This is a genomic window from Pontibacter sp. MBLB2868, from assembly GCF_051904785.1.
Taxonomy (GTDB): Bacteria; Bacteroidota; Bacteroidia; order Cytophagales; family Hymenobacteraceae; genus Pontibacter.
In genome coordinates, this window is sequence record NZ_CP196710.1 from 3,326,260 (window position 1) to 3,342,064 (window position 15,805).

The following is a 15,805-nucleotide window of genomic DNA, read 5'->3' on the forward strand; positions in this document are numbered from 1 at the left end:
TATGATTCTCAAAAAAGCGTCATCCCTGTTTTTGGTTGCCTTAGCCTTTACGTTCACGCAATGTAAGAACGAGGCCTACCAAATACAGTCGACCACAGAAACGACGGCGTCAGCCCCCGCTGCCACTGCCGAAAAAGAGTATAAATACGAAACCGTTCCGGGAGATCCGTTGAACGCCCGCATTTATACGTTAGACAATGGCCTGAAAGTATACCTTTCGGATTACGAGGAGGCACCACGTATCCAGACGTTTATTGCCGTGCGTGCAGGCAGCAAAAATGACCCTGCTGATGCCACTGGTTTAGCGCATTACCTGGAGCACATGGTGTTTAAAGGCACTACGGAGCTTGGTACACAGAACTGGGAAAAAGAGAAGGTGGAGCTGGACAAGATTGAAGCCTTGTATGAAAAGTACAGAGCCACTAAAGACGAGGCAGCCCGCAAAAATATCTACCACCAGATCGACTCAGTATCGGGCGTAGCCGCTACCTATGCTGTTGCCAACGAATACGACAAAATACTCAGCTCTATCGGGGCAAAAGGCACCAACGCCTATACTTGGGTAGACCAGACAGTATACACCAACGATATCCCTAGCAACCAGCTGGAGCGTTGGGTAGAACTGGAAGCAGATCGTTTCGGTGACATGGTGCCACGTATCTTCCACACGGAACTGGAGGCAGTTTACGAAGAGAAAAACCGCACCCTGGATAGTGACGGACGTAAAGTAGCCGAGGTGATCAACACCGCGCTTTTCCCGACACACCAGTATGGTACCCAGACAACTATCGGTACCATCGAACACCTGAAGAACCCGTCCATCACGGAGATCAAAAAATATTACAACAAGTACTACATCCCGAACAACATGGCGATTGCCATGAGTGGCGACATTGATTTTGACCAGACCATTCGCTTGATAGACAAGTATTGGGGAGGAATGGAAAAGGAGCCTGTGCCTTCCTTTAACGTAGCAAAAGAGCAGCCAATCCAGAAGCCGATCGTGAAAGAGGTGTTGGGCCCTGATGCAGAGAATGTGTCTATTGCTTACCGCACGCCAGGCATAAAAGAGCACGATGCGCTGGTAATTCAGATGATCAGCAACCTGCTTTATAACGGGCAGGCTGGCTTGGTAGACCTGAACCTGAACCAACAGCAGAAGGTACTGCAGGCCTACGCCTACGATACACCTATGAAAGACTATGGCACCTTCCGGATGACGGGCATGCCACGCCAGGGCCAGACGCTGGACCAGGTGCGCGACCTGTTGTTAAAGCAGCTCGACATGATAAAGAAAGGTGATTTTGACGAAGAGCTGATACAGGCTGTAGTGAACAACAACAAGATCAGCACCATGAAGGCTTACGAAGATAATGGCAACCGGGCCGATGCTTTTGTAACTGCTTTTATTTACGATATGCCCTGGCAGAAATTCGTTAATCGCCAGGAGGAATTTGCCAGCATCACCAAACAGGAGGTGATGGATGTGGCAAACAAGTACTTCAACAACAACTATGTACTGGTTTATAAGCGCACAGGTAAAGACCCTAACGCACAGAAAGTAGAGAAGCCTGCCATTACGCCGGTAGCTGTTAACCGCGATGCACAGTCGGAATACTACAAAGAGTTTATGGCGAAGGACGTGCAGCCGCTTCAGCCAGTGTTCCTGGATTACAGCAAAGACATCACGGAAGCCAAGCTGAAGCAGGATATCCCGCTGCTTTATACTAAGAACAAGGATAACGGCTTATTCCAGTTATACTACATCCTGGACATGGGCACCAACAACGACCAGAAGTTGGGCATGGCCGTGAACTACCTGAAATACCTGGGTACCGACAAGTATACAGCCGAGGAGCTTCAGAAGGAGTTCTTTAAGCTGGGAACATCTTTTGATGTGTTCTCTTCCGGAGACCAGGTTTATGTGAGCCTGACTGGTTTGGATGAGAACTTCGAGAAAGGGTTGAACCTGTTTGAAAGTGTTTTGGCAAATCCGAAGCCTGACCAGCAGGCACTAAACGACATGGTAGCGGGTATTCTGAAAGCCCGTGCGGATGCAAAGAAAAACAAGGGTGTTATCCTGCAGCAAGCCATGGTGAACTATGCCAAGTATGGCAAGAAGAATCCTTTTAACACTGTGCTTAGCGAGAAAGAACTAAAGGCTGTGAAGCCGCAGGAGCTGACAAACATTATCAAGAGCATTCCAACGTATGAGCACCGTGTACTATACTATGGTCCACGTGAAACAGAGAACCTGATTGCTACCCTGAACCAAGGGCATCAGGTACCTGCTAAACTCAAGCCTGTACCGGAAGAGAAAGTATATACCGAGATCGACTTTAAAGAGCCAACAGTTTACTGGGCAGACTATGACATGGTGCAGGCCGAAATGCTGTTCCTGAGTAAGTCTGTGCCTTATAACAAGGATATTGTTCCGGTAGTAAGGTTGTACAACGAGTACATGGGCGGCATCGTGTTCCAGGACCTGCGTGAGTCAAAAGCGCTGGCCTACTCTACTTACTCTTTCTATTCACCGGCTTCAAAAAAGGATCGTGCAAATTACCTGATCTCCTACATCGGGGCACAGTCAGATAAATTGGCGGAGGCAATGGCCGGCATGCAGAATTTGCTTACCGATATGCCATTGGCGGATGCTAACTTCCAGAACGCGCAGGCTGCGCTTCGCAATAGCATCTCTACAGAGCGCATTACAAAAGCTGGTATACTGTTCGATTATGAGCGCGCCAAAAAGCTAGGCCTGAATTACGATATCCGCCAGGATGTTTATGAAAGCGCCAACACCATGACTTTTGACCAGCTGAAGGATTTCCAGCAGAAGTATGTAAAAGGCCAGCCGCAGGTTATACTTGTGATCGGCTCTAAAGATAAGCTGAACTTTAAAGCACTCGAGAAGTATGGCAAAGTGAAGCAGCTGGACCTGAAGACACTGTTTGGGTACTAACTAGTAAGATGTCAGATATCTGACGTTTGACCACAACAAAAGCGGGCAGCCAAGTATGGCTGCCCGCTTTTGTTATACTATAGACTAATTATTAGGCGTATCCTAGCATTATACTTTCAGATAACTGATCCGAAAGAGCGGGAGCGATGAAAGTATAAAGTTTACCGCTTCGCCAGCACCTCGGCTACGCTCGTCCATCTTACTTCTGGATAGCGTTCATTATCCAATGGCTCCAGCTTAGCTAATCCGCTGAACATGTCGCGCATATACTGCATGCCCTGCCAGGCCGGAAAAACTTCGTTACTAGAGGGTGTAAGCGTTTTTGTGATCTTGATTATCGCATTCAGCAAACCTAACCCGCCAACCCGGAATAACCGGAACTGATCCCCGGTAGCTTTGCTGGCAGCATCTTTTAAAACATTTGCACTCAATACATCACCGGCAATCCGGAGGTAACGTGGTGTAGAAGGGTCAAGTGCTGCGGCAGCGGTATAATCGGCTGTGTTCTGGATAGTAGTAAAGTCCATCAGTTGGTCTGCATCTCCATAGTACATCACCCGCTTTATTGGGAATAGAACAACCGGCGCCTGCCCTGTTAGCAAGTCAGTAAACATGCCGTTAAGTATAGAAGTAGCAGCTATAGGCGCTTTGTCTAAACGCTCTTGAAACTCTTTCCTGAAGTCCAGGTTACGGTTTTTGCCATAAGGGAGCTTTGTAAAATCAATCGCAAAGTCAGAAGGGATAAAACGGGGCACCCCTGCTGCCACAGCGGCATTCAGCAGCAAGGTTTGGATACCAACCATCACATAGTGCAGCCCCGACAAGGCAGAAACCACACAAGCACCTCCTTCACAGGCCGTCGTTAATTCAGAAGCATTATGAAAATCTACTTCACAGATAGTCGCTCCTGATCTACGCAAGGCATCAACTGTATCCGGATCACTGTCACTTCGAACCAGTGCCCTCACCTGAGCCCCCTTCTCAAGGAGCGAACGGGCAATGCGTCCTCCCAGATCTCCCGTACCACCTGCCAGCACTATTATTGAATTTGGTGTATCTAATGTGTCGTTTTCTTCCATAACTGCTCGTTTACTTATGGCTAGTAACAGGATTTTGCAGGAAATGTTACTACTTAAGCAGTTGTCTCTTAAAGAAAACGTGATAGGTGACAGGCTTTTGAGGCTGCCTACCCTGAAACCACCCTGCTCTTCTAAATAAGGTTATTAAGTTTCAAGATAGTCCCGGTTATACTAGTGTCACCACAAAATTATTCCTGCCTTTGCCTTACTTTTTCTTCCTCCATACTAAGAATACCTAGCAAGCAAAAACCTTTGCAACTGACTGCGTAGCAAATAGATAGACCATCGCACTAATTTATGCTGTGTTTGAGTGATCAGTAAAAGTCTTACTGCACAAGCTGTTTGGATAAAATTGGAAAGAGCATCCAAGCATGAGTTAAAGAATCTGCCATGCCCGCTTCATACCGACTCATATACTGGTGCCTGTATTTCTGCATTAAAGCAGGCTTCCTATTTTCGGGGTATAACCTGTTTTCAGAAGAAGCGCAGTACTGGCTTTGGTCAAAGCACCCGGACTGGGCATATTACTCCAAGCCGCCACTGATAGCCTGGGTAAATTTTGTGACCACCAGCTTATTCGGTGATCATGAGTTAGTGATACGTCTTACCGCACTTACACTAGGGGCAGCTACGCTATTCATGCTATACAAAGTAAGTATGCTCCTTTTCAAGAATAAGCAACTGGCTCACCTGTCTACTATGTTGCTAAGCATCATGCCCTACTTTGTACTAGCCTCCACGTTCTTCACCACCGATTCGTTGTTACTGTTCTTCTGGGTTTGTACATTTTATTTTTTCCTGAAAGCATTACAAGAGAACACAATTGGGCTGTGGGCGGCTACGGGAATAAGCTTCGGTTTAGGTTGCCTTTCGAAGCAGGCGATGCTGTTTTTTATCTTGCCGTTAGCATGGCCACTGTTCTGGCAAAACGGGAAACGTTATGTAAGGGGGCAGACCCTGGTAGTGATGCTTGTTCTTCTTTTTCATTTACCTATACTTATCTGGAACTACCAGCACGACTGGATCATGCTACACCACCTCCTGAACCTGGCCGGTTCAGAACAGGCAACACAACCTTCTAAAGCTTTCAGGCACCTACCTGAATTATTTGGAGGATTTATCCTGATCAATTCACCGTTCTTCTTTCCGTTGTTCCTGCGCACCTTCTTCCACGGCCGGCAATCCATACCTGAAGCTGACAAACAAAAGCTGGCTCTGATCATAGTTCCTGCCATTGGCTGCCTGCTGCTGTTCACATTTGTTGCTTTCAGCAAACGTGTGGAGGTAAACTGGTACAACACCGGCTGTATGCTGCTTCCTATTGGTTTAGCTTATCTTATAGTGCAGGAAAAACGAATTCCTAAGATCCGCCTGCCCTTTTACCTAACATCCGGGGTACTGCTGCTGTTCATGTTTCCTTCGGTACAGGATCTTACCAGTATGAACCGGTTTATACCCGTGCGTTTCGACGTTTTGAAACGGCTGGTGGGTTGGCAGCAACTTGGAGAGCAGGTACAGGCACTTAGCCATACGTATGACAGCCTCGCCCCATTCGAACTTGTTGCCACAGACTACCAGGTTGCCTCTGAACTTGCTTTCTACTCAGGCAACAAAAATGTGCGCTGCCTCAGCGTCAAAAGGAAGTATGATCAGTTTATGGTTTGGTCTGCCAGTGGCTGGAATCCTGCCCCTGTTAACACGCTGTTAATTACAGATAACCCTCAACTACCGCCAGAGGTGGGGCAGCGTTATGATAAACTTGATGAAAAAGTAGTACCTATAAAGTACAGGGGCGAAAAACTTTACAACTATACGATCTATGTGTTGCGTGCCAGGCAGGTAAAGTAAGTCTCTTTAAACGCCAGTTTGTAGTCCCTCACTATAGTATATCTATACTTTAAGCATTTAATGCCATTTAATGCCGCAAGTTTAGCGACAGCGTAACTTGTGGCTATCCATGAAGCCAGTTTGTAACTGGCGAAAGTAAAATTAAGGAACACGCCAGTTATAAACTGGCCCTATTTCCAACACCAGTTACCGCTTCGCTCAAACTGGCGGTATGGTTAGTTGATAAGTATAATTTCCACCATACCCTTTTCTCCAGCATAGTTAATGGCACTGCTATAAGGATATTCTTGCGGCTCGTACACAAAACCAGCTTCTACAGGGTTATTGTGAATGTAATCTAACTTCTGATCCATCAGAAAATTAAAATTGAGTTCGATAGGTTGGTTGTGCTGCTGCCAGAACTGAAAACCTTGATTGTTACTATTTAGCTTACCTGCCCGCTCAAACATCCAAAGCATCCATTCTTTGCGACTTTCCTGTGGATTATCAAAAATGGCTTTTACTATAGTTTTGGAAGTATGTTTTTTTAGGTCGCGGATAATGTGGGATTGGTTAGCCGTTTCTGAGCCAATGATCAGATGTACGTGATTAGACATGATGCACCAGGCATATACTTCCAGCCCTTTGTTCTTGATGCAATGATTTAGACTATCAACTACAATGTCCTTATAAGCAGGTCTGGTAAAAACGTCTATCCAGTTCACTGTGGCAAACGAGATAAAGTGCAACTTGCTCTGGTCGCTGATCTTAAAGTTTCGGCTCATGCCACTACTATAAGAACATACCGCCAGTTTGAGCGAAGCGGTAACTGGTGGTTGGAAATAGGGCCAGTTTGTAACTGGCGGAAGTATGGTTATGGAATACGCCAGTTACAAACTGGCCTCATGTACAGCCACAAGTTGCGCTGTCGCTAAACTTGCGGCATAGGTTAAAAATCAAATTGTATCTTCAATTTTCTAATTCTAACTTACCATACTTATCATTAAATTCAGTTACTTCTTTTAGTGCGTTAAGCACTAGTAAGTATTGATTTGATAACCAATGAAATTTCACCAAAGCCCTCTCACCTTCTGCTTTACCTAGGTTAATAGCTCTCTTGCTTTCTGTAACTCCACTATCAATTATCTCTTTGTATCTCCTCAGATTCATGTGAACATAAAATTTGGGGGTAGCTTCCATGTCCTCCCTCCAGTATCCATTACTTGATGTTGTTAAATTCAATAATTTATCAATACCTCGAAATCCATTAAAATGTGATATGCCTTGAACTCCATCATTATACCACTCTAATTTAAAGTGACCTCCAGATTTTTCTAATAAACTCTGAAATAGCTTGAATCTCGAAATATTCTTATCTATAATAATTCTAGGAAAAATAGCTTCTCTACTCTCCAGTTCATATGCCCGAATAATCCCTTCTCCAAAGCAAATTTGCCCATTGTGAAACAACTTCCCATATGTAACACCACCTCTTATTAAAACGCCTTTAGAAAGCAAACGATCTTGTAAAGAAGCTAATTGATCTATAAGTTCTTTAATGCTCCACCAGAAATATTCTTTATGATTGGAATAAGAGATAACAATCAGATCAGAAAATACTGAGACGTGTCGATCTTGTTTTGCAGCGGCTTCCATATCCTCTTTATTCTTTTCTAGTATAAGATCTTGGGGAAAGAAATCAAATTTCTCACGACCTTTTGGCCCACTCTCAAATGTAGTTTCTTTCAAACCTTCTTCTTGAAATGTTCTTAGAATTTCAAAAATTTCATTTGCATCTCTTCTGTAGATTATATCCTTAAAGCCGAGAATGTCTACGAATGCAATCAATCTATAAGTATATTTAAAAGTGCTCATGTAAGTTCAATTTGTGAAATATAAATCTATAAAGTAGACATAAAGTAACAATTAATATTAAATAAATGCAAGCTATCTAGTTCTTGAACTAAGTATCATCTTACAAAAAAAGGCCACCCAATTTCTCAGGCAGCCTTTCCTTTTTATACTTTATTCTTCTGATTAGAACTCAGCCAGAATACGATTTAGTGTTTCGCTTGGCTGCATCGCTTTGCTTGCCTTGTCAGCATCCGGGTGGTAGTAACCGCCAATGTCAACTGGCTTGCCTTGCGCGGCAATTTGCTCGTTTATGATCTTCTGCTCGTTATCAGTCAACTCCTGAGCCAGCTTCTTGAACCTATCTTTCAGTTCCTGGTTCTTGTTTTGCTCGGCAAGTGCCTGTGCCCAGTACATAGCCAGGTAGAAGTGGCTGCCACGGTTATCGATGCCGCCTACTTTACGGGCCGGAGACTTGTCTTTCTCAAGAAACTCAGCATTAGCTTTGTTCAGGGTTTCTGCCAATACCTCGGCCTTCTCATTCTTGGTTTTGTAAGCCAGGTCTTCCAGAGAAACGGCCAATGCCAGGAATTCACCCAATGAATCCCAACGCAGGTAATTCTCTTCTACAAACTGCTCTACGTGCTTCGGTGCAGAACCACCGGCACCTGTCTCGAACAATCCACCGCCATCAAGCAACGGAACGATAGAAAGCATCTTAGCGCTTGTTCCTAATTCAAGGATAGGGAACAGGTCAGTCAAGTAGTCGCGCAGTACGTTACCGGTTACCGAGATAGTGTCTTTACCAGCTTTGGCGCGCTCACAAGTATAGCGCATCGCCTCTACAGGAGACATAATCTTGATCTCAAGGCCATTAGTGTCGTGATCCTGCAGGTACTTCTCTACTTTTTTGATCAGGTTAGCGTCGTGGGCACGCTGCGGGTCTAACCAGAAAATAGCAGGCGTGTTCGTGATGCGTGCTCTTGTAACGGCCAGCTTCACCCAGTCCTGGATAGCTACGTCTTTTGTCTGGCAAGCTCTGAAGATATCGCCCTTCGCTACCGGCTGCTCCATCAGCGTATTGCCGTTGGCATCTACCACGCGCACCGTTCCAGCCTCAGCCATTTCGAAGGTTTTGTCGTGCGAGCCATACTCTTCGGCTTTCTGCGCCATTAAACCGATGTTCGGCACAGTACCCATCGTAGTTGGATCGAAAGCACCGTTCTCTTTATTGAATTTGATCACCTCCTGGTAGATACCTGCGTAAGAGCGATCCGGGATGATAGCTACCGTGTCGTGCAGCTTACCATCCGGGCCCCACATCTTGCCCGAAGAGCGGATAGCCGCCGGCATAGACGCGTCAATGATCACGTCGCTTGGAACGTGCAGGTTGGTAATGCCTTTATCAGAGTTTACCATCGCCAGCTCAGGGCGCTTCTCCATCTCAGCTTTCAGGTCAGCCTCTATCTCGGCACGCTTGTCTGCTGGCAGGTTTTGGATCTTGTTATAAACGTCGCCTAAACCATTGTTAGGGTCAACGCCCAGCTCTTTAAATGTAGCCGCATGCTTCGCAAAAGTATCCTTGAAGAACACCTTCACCGCGTGCCCGAACATGATAGGGTCAGACACCTTCATCATAGTAGCCTTCAGGTGCAGCGACAGCAGGATGTTATCTTCCTTCGCCTCAGCAATTGCTTTCTCGAAGAAATCATTTAACGCATCAACGTGCATCACAGAAGAGTCCATTACTTCGCCTTCTTTCAGAGCGATCTTCTCTTTCAGCACTTTTGTATTACCGTTGGCATCTACAAACTCAATGCGCACATCCGTAGCCTTATCAGCCACTACAGATTTCTCGCTGCCGTAGAAGTCGCCTTTCGTCATGTGGGCAACGCGCGTTTTAGAGTCTGAAGACCAGGCACCCATCGAGTGCGGATGGCTTTTGGCATATTGCTTCACAGCATCAGCCACACGGCGGTCAGAGTTACCTTCACGCAGCACAGGGTTTACTGCGCTACCCAGAATCTTGGCGTAACGGGCTTTAATATCTTTTTCCTCGTCGTTTTTAGGCTCAGAAGGATAGTTTGGAATATTATAACCCTGCGACTGCAGTTCTTTGATGGCTGCGTTCAGCTGCGGGATAGAAGCGCTGATGTTTGGTAATTTGATGATATTAGCTTCAGGCGTTTTAGCCAGGTCACCCAGGTAAGCCAGGTCATCGCTTTGCTTCTGCTCCTCGGTAAGGTTTTCCGGGAAAGTTGACAGAATACGACCTGCAAGGGAGATGTCTTTTGTCTCTACTTCTATGCCTGCTGCCTTCGTAAAGGTCTCAACAATTGGTAAAAAAGAGCGCGTTGCCAGAGCAGGCGCCTCGTCAGTTATGGTATAAACTATTTTGGCTGTTTTTGTCATGTCGTTCTTTTATGTTTTGAATCACATCACCTCTCATGAATGAGGCGAGTCAAGATATTATCAGTAGCAAATATAAGAGTCTTTTTGATATAGGTCAGGCAAATGGCGACATTCCTCTGTGCATCCGCAGCCATTCTGTGCTCTTACCTAACCACGCAAATCAAACCCTGAAGGGAGCGCCGGGAACCAGCTACACTCATTAGGAAGTGCCAGTTTTCGAACATTTACTTTTAAAAAATAAGTACTCGCTAAAAATAACTACTCCTTAATCCCGAAATGACTTCCTTTCACCAAAAAAGCACCACAGGACGTAAAACAACTCATCAATAAGCTCGTCTATAGGAAGCTTATTAGCGTAATGTAATATTTTGCTATGGCGATTACCTTTACTACCTTACTTTTCAAACTTATTCCCACGCTTTTCCTCTTTCTTCTTTTTGCTGAAAAGGCATTTTCTGCACCCTTGCGGATCATGGCTCTGGGAAACTCGATCACACAATCCAATCACGAAAACCACAGCTACAGGTACAACCTCTGGAAGAAACTGATTGATGCTGGTGTGGAGGCCGACTATGTAGGTTCCCACAACGTGCATAAAAACGGTAATCCGCAGTGGCCAAAGTATAAAGGCCATCAATTTGACAGTGATAACGAAGGCCACTGGGGCTGGAGTGCCGATCAGATTTTAGCCGGTAATACCGATGAGCCTGCCAAAGGACATCTTAAGGAGTGGTTAAAAGAATATACGCCTGACATTGTTTTGCTGCACCTGGGCACTAATGATATGTTTCGAAACCAGACAATAGCCGGTACCCTTGATGAAATCAGAGAAGTGGTACACCATGTTCGGAAAGACAATCCACAGGCAAAAATATTTTTAGCTAAGCTGATACCGGCTTTCTCACAAAAAGTAGGGGTGCAGGCAGCAGACAATATTCGCCTGTTAAATGAAAAGCTCCCCGCATTAACTAAAGAACTACACACAGCTACGTCTCCGGTCATACTTGTAGATCAGTACACAGGCTTTGACCCTACTACGGGTAAAGATACCTGGGATGGTGTGCACCCCAATGCTTCTGGCGAAGAGAAGATGGCGCAAAAGTGGTTCGAAGCAATTATGCAGGCCATACAAGTTGTTCCGGTTGAATATGCAGCTTTTGAAGCTGAATTATCTACAGATAATAACGTGCACCTGACATGGAAAACCTCGTCAGAAAATGGCAACGACAATTTTGAGGTGTTAAGAGCTAACCAAGGGGAGGATTTTAAAAAAATTGGAGAAATTGACGGCGCCGGTAGTTCAACCGGCAACCTTACGTATAACTATACAGATACAACAGCACCTTATGGAATATTAAAGTATAAGCTAAAACAAATCAGCTTCGATGGCAGCAACAGTTACTCTGAAACCGTTCAGGTTGAAAAACAACAGGTTTTACATGCTGGCGAGGCAGGAGAAGCCGGTGCAAAGTTGTTACAGGTATTTCCTACCCTTAGTCGTGATAAAAAGGTCACGGTGCAGCTACAGGATCAGGAGCCATTCTCAACAATCTGCATCACCATATACACCCCTGACGGCAAGCTACTAAAACTGGTGAACAGACAATGTTCTGCAGAGGGCACTGTAACGGAAGAAATACGAATGCGCGCAACAGATAGCGCCGGGTTGTACCTGGTTAGGGTAACTGGAAGCGGCCAACATTTACAGCGCAAATTTATACTTACCCATTAGCGCTGGCTCTACATTTTTTTATCCTGCTCCTTCAGTAAGCTGATGACTTCTTCATCCGAGGTCTGCGTAAACTCTTCGTAAAACTGCCCCACTGCCTGAAAAAAAGGTGGCACTAATAAACAAATAACTTCATCTACCATTCCCCGGAAGTGATCTATGGCAGAATAGGGTGCCACAGGTACTGCTATCACTACTTTTTTTGGCTTTTCCTTTTTCACAAGCTCTACGGTTGCCTCCAGCGTTTTACCAGTGGCAATACCGTCATCTACAATAATTACCACCTTATCCGTGAGCGGAATATGCTTTCTGTCACCCATAAAAAGCTTATACTTTTGCCGCAGGTTTTCCCGTATCCGTTCCACTTCGCTGTCGATATACTCCTGCGATACATCAACGCGATCATCCACAATTATACTGTCCTGGCTAACCGAGCCAATAGCAAATTCTTTGTTAAAAGGATGTCCGATCTTTTTGGATAAGGTTACTTCTAACGGCATTCCCAGTTTTTTGGCGATCGGAGCAGCCACTGGTACACCACCCCGTGGAATTGCCAGCACAACTCCCTGCTGCCCCTTATACTTTTCTAACCGCTCAGCCAGCATGATGGCTGCTTGCCCTCGGTTCTGTATCTTTTCCATAGCATTGTTTGCTAAATGAGTGAGCCGAGTAAGTACCTTTAACTTTATACACTCGCCCACTCAAATCATTGAATTATGGTTTATTCTGATGTAGGGGGTGCTGCTTACCGGGTTCCAGGTATTTTCTAAACCAATCCGTTGCGAGTTGTGCTACCATTTCCAGCGCACCAGGCTCTTCGAACAAATGGGTAGCATCCGGCACTATCTCCATGTCCTTCAAGCATTGGAGCCGGTCATGCGCCTCTTTATTCATCCCGATCACAGGCTCATCTTTCCCTCCAACAATAAGTAAAGTTGGCGACTGCACATCCGGCAGTACACTATCCGCCAGATCAGGACGCCCTCCGCGGCTCACCACGGCTTTGATCATATCACCTAGTGCGGCGGCGGCACCCAAGGCCGAGGCCGCACCTGTGCTCGCTCCAAAATATCCGATATTAAACTTGTTGATACGAGGGTCGTTCTGCACCCAGCGTGTGGTTTCAACCAGGCGCCGGGTTATCAGCGGTATATCAAACCGGTTAGCTCTATCCTGGTCCTCTTCCGGTGTAAGCAGATCAAAAAGTAAAGTCGCAAACCCGGACCGCTGCAGGTGTTCCGCCACATATCTGTTTCTTGTACTCAGGCGGCTGCTGCCACTGCCGTGCGAAAAAATTACCAGCCCTCTTGCTTCTTCCGGCACTGCCAGATCCCCGATTAGGTTCACCTCCTCCAGGTCGATCCCAACACTTTCATTGATTACATAGTTTGTCATAGCTTGTTGTTTTATAGGTTGATGCAAGCATCAGTGAGATGATGTAAAAGGCTCTATATCAAGTTACGACCTGTATATCTCAAAGTTCACTAAGTACATATCCATACCTGGCTGTGTTCGTACAGTATATTAAAACTTATATTTTCTATGAAACACTTACTTATACTTTTCTTTAGTCTCTTCTACTTACTTTCATGTACATCTGAAACCTCCAATTCCGACTCATCCGGCACCACCGTTAACTCAGAAGCCAATACTAACCAAGGCGTTACTGGCAATAGCTCATCCGATACAGGCAACACAGATTCCACTGATTTTGAGGCAGCATTCAACAACTTCTTTCAGGCTTTACAAACCGGAGATACAGCTGCTATCAACACGTTTATTCATCCTGATTTTGGCCTTTGGGTAATAGAGCAACCTGGGGCTGTTCCAAAAATGACATTTGTAACGGATATCACAGACTTTAAAAGGGAATATCAGAACAGGTCCTTTTTTACTATAGCCGAGGAAATGAAAGCGTGTGATCTGCAGGAAGAGGCTTTCCCTACCTTCAGTTGCGCCGACGTAGATTATGAAGCCGGGAAATCAGGGTATAGTAAAGAGGGTTGTTTTGTATGGAAGCCGGAAAAGTTTCAGAAAAGCGGATACTGGAACTACGCCAGTCTGCCGATGCAAGACATAAAACGCATACAGACAACGCTGCCTCGTGTACAAAAGTCAGTGCTGCACACCAACACTTCCTTCGAGTTCCACTTTGGCTATATACAGGGCCACTGGCGACTCCTTTTTGCTAAACTCATCTATCCTTGCAGCGCGTAACTTTGCGTTTATTGAGTGAAAAATAAACCATGAGTAACTTACTTCTAGAAAACTAATTAAGTGTGGTAAACTGCTTTTTGTCGTACACCAAACACAAGCATGATCCATTACTTCTTACATAATGTATGGCCTACTACCAACGATATAACTCTCCTCCCCCCGATCCGGAGCTACTGCAGGAGCTGACAGCAATGCAAAAAAAGATGCAGGAGCGCATCATTATTCAAAAGCCGGACTTCGAGCTAAAGTTCATCGCTGGCTGCGACTCCTCTTTTATAGGTGAAGACACCATTCTCTCCGCATTTGTGTTGTTGACCTACCCGGAACTGGAAGTGGTGGAGAAAGTATGGCATGCTGGGCCGGTGGAGTTACCCTACATCCCCGGCTTCCTGGCTTTCCGCGAAGCTCCAAACCTGCTGCTGGCTTACCAAAAGCTACAGCAAAAGCCTGACCTGATCATGGTAGACGGCCACGGCATCTCACATCCGCGGCGCCTCGGCATAGCTACACATTTGGGCCTTCATCTGGAAAAGCCGACGATGGGTGTAGCCAAGAAAGTGCTTGTCGGAAAGTATAAAGAGCCGGCCACCACCAAAGGCTCCATCTCACCGCTGGAGTATAAGGGCGAGATCATTGCCAACGTGCTCCGCACCAAAGACAACATAAAGCCCGTCTTCGTTTCGCCGGGCCACCTCATGGACTTAGAATCTGCCACGAACATTGCCCTGCACTGTGCCACCAAGTATAAACTACCAGAGCCAACGCGGCTAGCTGACCATTATGCGGCAGTATTTAAAAGGAGGCACTTTTGACCTCACAGCGTCTAAAAGACCTGTGAGTGTCTTACCAGCTATTATCTATAGACCCTCACAGGTTTTGCAAACACTGTGAGGTCTTTCAAATAAGCGTTTCCGTATAAGCCACAATGCAGCAAACTGTATTTCTTGAGCCTGATAAGTTTTACCACGTTTACACACGCGGCAATAATAAAGAGAGTATTTTCAAGGAGGAGGGAAACTACTTTTATTTTCTGCAGCTATTCAAAAAGTATGTTTCCCCTTACGCAGATACTTATGCCTATTGCCTTCTGCCCAACCATGTCCACTTCCTGATTCGGATTAAACCTGAAGAACAATTAATTATCCGGACCTTAGAAAATGAGGATTTGCTGAAGATTAACCTTCAGCGTCAATTTTCGCATTTATTTAATGCTTACACAAAAGCTATAAATAAAAGATACAACCGCACAGGCAGCTTATTTCAGGAACGGTTTCGTCGGAAGGAAGTAACCTCAGAAGTATACTTTACCAGGCTGGTTTATTACATTCATTTTAATCCACAGCATCACGGCTTGATCGATGATTTCAGCAACTGGGCTTACTCTTCATATCATAGCCTGCATTCTGAATCTAAAACCTTATTAATGAGAGAAAATGTTTTAGAATGGTTCGGTAGCAGAGATTGGTACAGAAAATTTCATGAGGAAAATGCTGCTGACTTCAGCACAATTGCAACCTTCGTAGAAGATGACGAGCTATAACAGTTGCTCAAAAAGACCTCACAGTGTTTGCAAAACCTGTGAGCGTCTGGTGCCGGCAAGACACTCACAGGTCTGTTAGACCCTGTGAGGTCAACGCTTTAAATCAGACAAAAAGTCCGAATCCCACAAATTCACAACTCCTGCACCTGCCATTATTTCAGTAAAATCATCTAAAAGTACCACTGGTG

General features: G+C 45.5%; 12 protein-coding genes. 6 read left to right on the forward strand and 6 right to left on the reverse strand.

All coding sequences use genetic code 11. The features are described from left to right. Position 1: 1 nt before the first annotated feature. Positions 2 to 2,962, forward strand: coding sequence for a M16 family metallopeptidase (locus ACSX1A_RS14215; RefSeq protein WP_439880306.1), 2,961 nt, complete (start codon positions 2 to 4; stop codon positions 2,960 to 2,962). A 161-nt stretch (positions 2,963 to 3,123) separates the two neighbouring features. On the opposite strand, the gene ACSX1A_RS14220 is transcribed toward ACSX1A_RS14215, so the two are convergent. Beyond that, positions 3,124 to 4,041 (reverse strand): NmrA family NAD(P)-binding protein, encoded by a 918-nt coding sequence (locus ACSX1A_RS14220; RefSeq protein ID WP_439880307.1) that lies wholly within the window; start codon positions 4,039 to 4,041, stop codon positions 3,124 to 3,126. Positions 4,042 to 4,431: 390 nt separating this feature from the next. Here ACSX1A_RS14220 and ACSX1A_RS14225 point away from each other — a divergent pair, with 390 nt between their 5' ends. Continuing rightward, complete coding sequence (locus ACSX1A_RS14225; protein WP_439880308.1) at positions 4,432 to 5,889, forward strand: ArnT family glycosyltransferase; 1,458 nt, start codon at positions 4,432 to 4,434, stop codon at positions 5,887 to 5,889. A 215-nt stretch (positions 5,890 to 6,104) separates the two neighbouring features. Here the strand turns inward: ACSX1A_RS14225 and ACSX1A_RS14230 are convergent, their stop codons facing one another. The 3 genes from ACSX1A_RS14230 to ACSX1A_RS14240 form a co-directional block, all read right to left on the reverse strand. Further along, entirely contained in the window at positions 6,105 to 6,653 is a 549-nt protein-coding gene (locus ACSX1A_RS14230; protein WP_439880309.1) for an REP-associated tyrosine transposase, read from the reverse strand. Positions 6,654 to 6,837: 184 nt separating this feature from the next. Next, the gene (locus tag ACSX1A_RS14235; RefSeq protein ID WP_439880310.1) at positions 6,838 to 7,743 is read right to left on the reverse strand and encodes a hypothetical protein; all 906 of its coding nucleotides are present in this window, start codon (positions 7,741 to 7,743) and stop codon (positions 6,838 to 6,840) included. A gap of 162 nt (positions 7,744 to 7,905) precedes the next feature. Next, positions 7,906 to 10,131 (reverse strand): NADP-dependent isocitrate dehydrogenase, encoded by a 2,226-nt coding sequence (locus ACSX1A_RS14240; RefSeq protein ID WP_439880311.1) that lies wholly within the window; start codon positions 10,129 to 10,131, stop codon positions 7,906 to 7,908. Positions 10,132 to 10,504: 373 nt separating this feature from the next. On the opposite strand from ACSX1A_RS14240, the gene ACSX1A_RS14245 reads away from it, so the two are divergent. After that, on the forward strand, positions 10,505 to 11,863 hold the full coding sequence (locus ACSX1A_RS14245) for a GDSL-type esterase/lipase family protein (protein WP_439880312.1): 1,359 nt from the start codon (positions 10,505 to 10,507) through the stop codon (positions 11,861 to 11,863). 8 nt (positions 11,864 to 11,871) lie between these two features. Here ACSX1A_RS14245 and ACSX1A_RS14250 read toward each other — a convergent pair whose 3' ends face one another. Together ACSX1A_RS14250 and ACSX1A_RS14255 are read right to left on the reverse strand one after the other, a co-directional pair. Beyond that, entirely contained in the window at positions 11,872 to 12,501 is a 630-nt protein-coding gene (locus ACSX1A_RS14250; protein WP_439880313.1) for a phosphoribosyltransferase, read from the reverse strand. Positions 12,502 to 12,574: 73 nt separating this feature from the next. After that, complete coding sequence (locus ACSX1A_RS14255) at positions 12,575 to 13,255, reverse strand: dienelactone hydrolase family protein (RefSeq protein ID WP_439880314.1); 681 nt, start codon at positions 13,253 to 13,255, stop codon at positions 12,575 to 12,577. A gap of 147 nt (positions 13,256 to 13,402) precedes the next feature. Here ACSX1A_RS14255 and ACSX1A_RS14260 point away from each other — a divergent pair, with 147 nt between their 5' ends. The 3 genes from ACSX1A_RS14260 to ACSX1A_RS14270 all read left to right on the forward strand — a co-directional run bounded on the left by ACSX1A_RS14260 (position 13,403) and on the right by ACSX1A_RS14270 (position 15,617). Beyond that, positions 13,403 to 14,077: a hypothetical protein gene (locus tag ACSX1A_RS14260; RefSeq protein ID WP_439880315.1), complete on the forward strand. Its 675-nt coding sequence runs from the start codon at positions 13,403 to 13,405 to the stop codon at positions 14,075 to 14,077. A gap of 125 nt (positions 14,078 to 14,202) precedes the next feature. Next, on the forward strand, positions 14,203 to 14,889 hold the full coding sequence (gene nfi, locus ACSX1A_RS14265) for a deoxyribonuclease V (RefSeq protein WP_439880316.1): 687 nt from the start codon (positions 14,203 to 14,205) through the stop codon (positions 14,887 to 14,889). Positions 14,890 to 15,002: 113 nt separating this feature from the next. Further along, on the forward strand, positions 15,003 to 15,617 hold the full coding sequence (locus ACSX1A_RS14270) for a transposase (protein ID WP_439880317.1): 615 nt from the start codon (positions 15,003 to 15,005) through the stop codon (positions 15,615 to 15,617). The last annotated feature ends 188 nt before the right edge of the window (positions 15,618 to 15,805 follow it).

Coding starts and splice junctions, on each gene's coding strand:
- ACSX1A_RS14215 (WP_439880306.1), top strand. CDS start 2: ATGATTCTCAAAAAAGCGTCATCCCTGTTTTTGGTTGCCTTAGCCTTT.
- ACSX1A_RS14220 (WP_439880307.1), bottom strand. CDS start 4,041: ATGGAAGAAAACGACACATTAGATACACCAAATTCAATAATAGTGCTG.
- ACSX1A_RS14225 (WP_439880308.1), top strand. CDS start 4,432: ATGCCCGCTTCATACCGACTCATATACTGGTGCCTGTATTTCTGCATT.
- ACSX1A_RS14230 (WP_439880309.1), bottom strand. CDS start 6,653: ATGAGCCGAAACTTTAAGATCAGCGACCAGAGCAAGTTGCACTTTATC.
- ACSX1A_RS14235 (WP_439880310.1), bottom strand. CDS start 7,743: ATGAGCACTTTTAAATATACTTATAGATTGATTGCATTCGTAGACATT.
- ACSX1A_RS14240 (WP_439880311.1), bottom strand. CDS start 10,131: ATGACAAAAACAGCCAAAATAGTTTATACCATAACTGACGAGGCGCCT.
- ACSX1A_RS14245 (WP_439880312.1), top strand. CDS start 10,505: ATGGCGATTACCTTTACTACCTTACTTTTCAAACTTATTCCCACGCTT.
- ACSX1A_RS14250 (WP_439880313.1), bottom strand. CDS start 12,501: ATGGAAAAGATACAGAACCGAGGGCAAGCAGCCATCATGCTGGCTGAG.
- ACSX1A_RS14255 (WP_439880314.1), bottom strand. CDS start 13,255: ATGACAAACTATGTAATCAATGAAAGTGTTGGGATCGACCTGGAGGAG.
- ACSX1A_RS14260 (WP_439880315.1), top strand. CDS start 13,403: ATGAAACACTTACTTATACTTTTCTTTAGTCTCTTCTACTTACTTTCA.
- nfi (WP_439880316.1), top strand. CDS start 14,203: ATGGCCTACTACCAACGATATAACTCTCCTCCCCCCGATCCGGAGCTA.
- ACSX1A_RS14270 (WP_439880317.1), top strand. CDS start 15,003: ATGCAGCAAACTGTATTTCTTGAGCCTGATAAGTTTTACCACGTTTAC.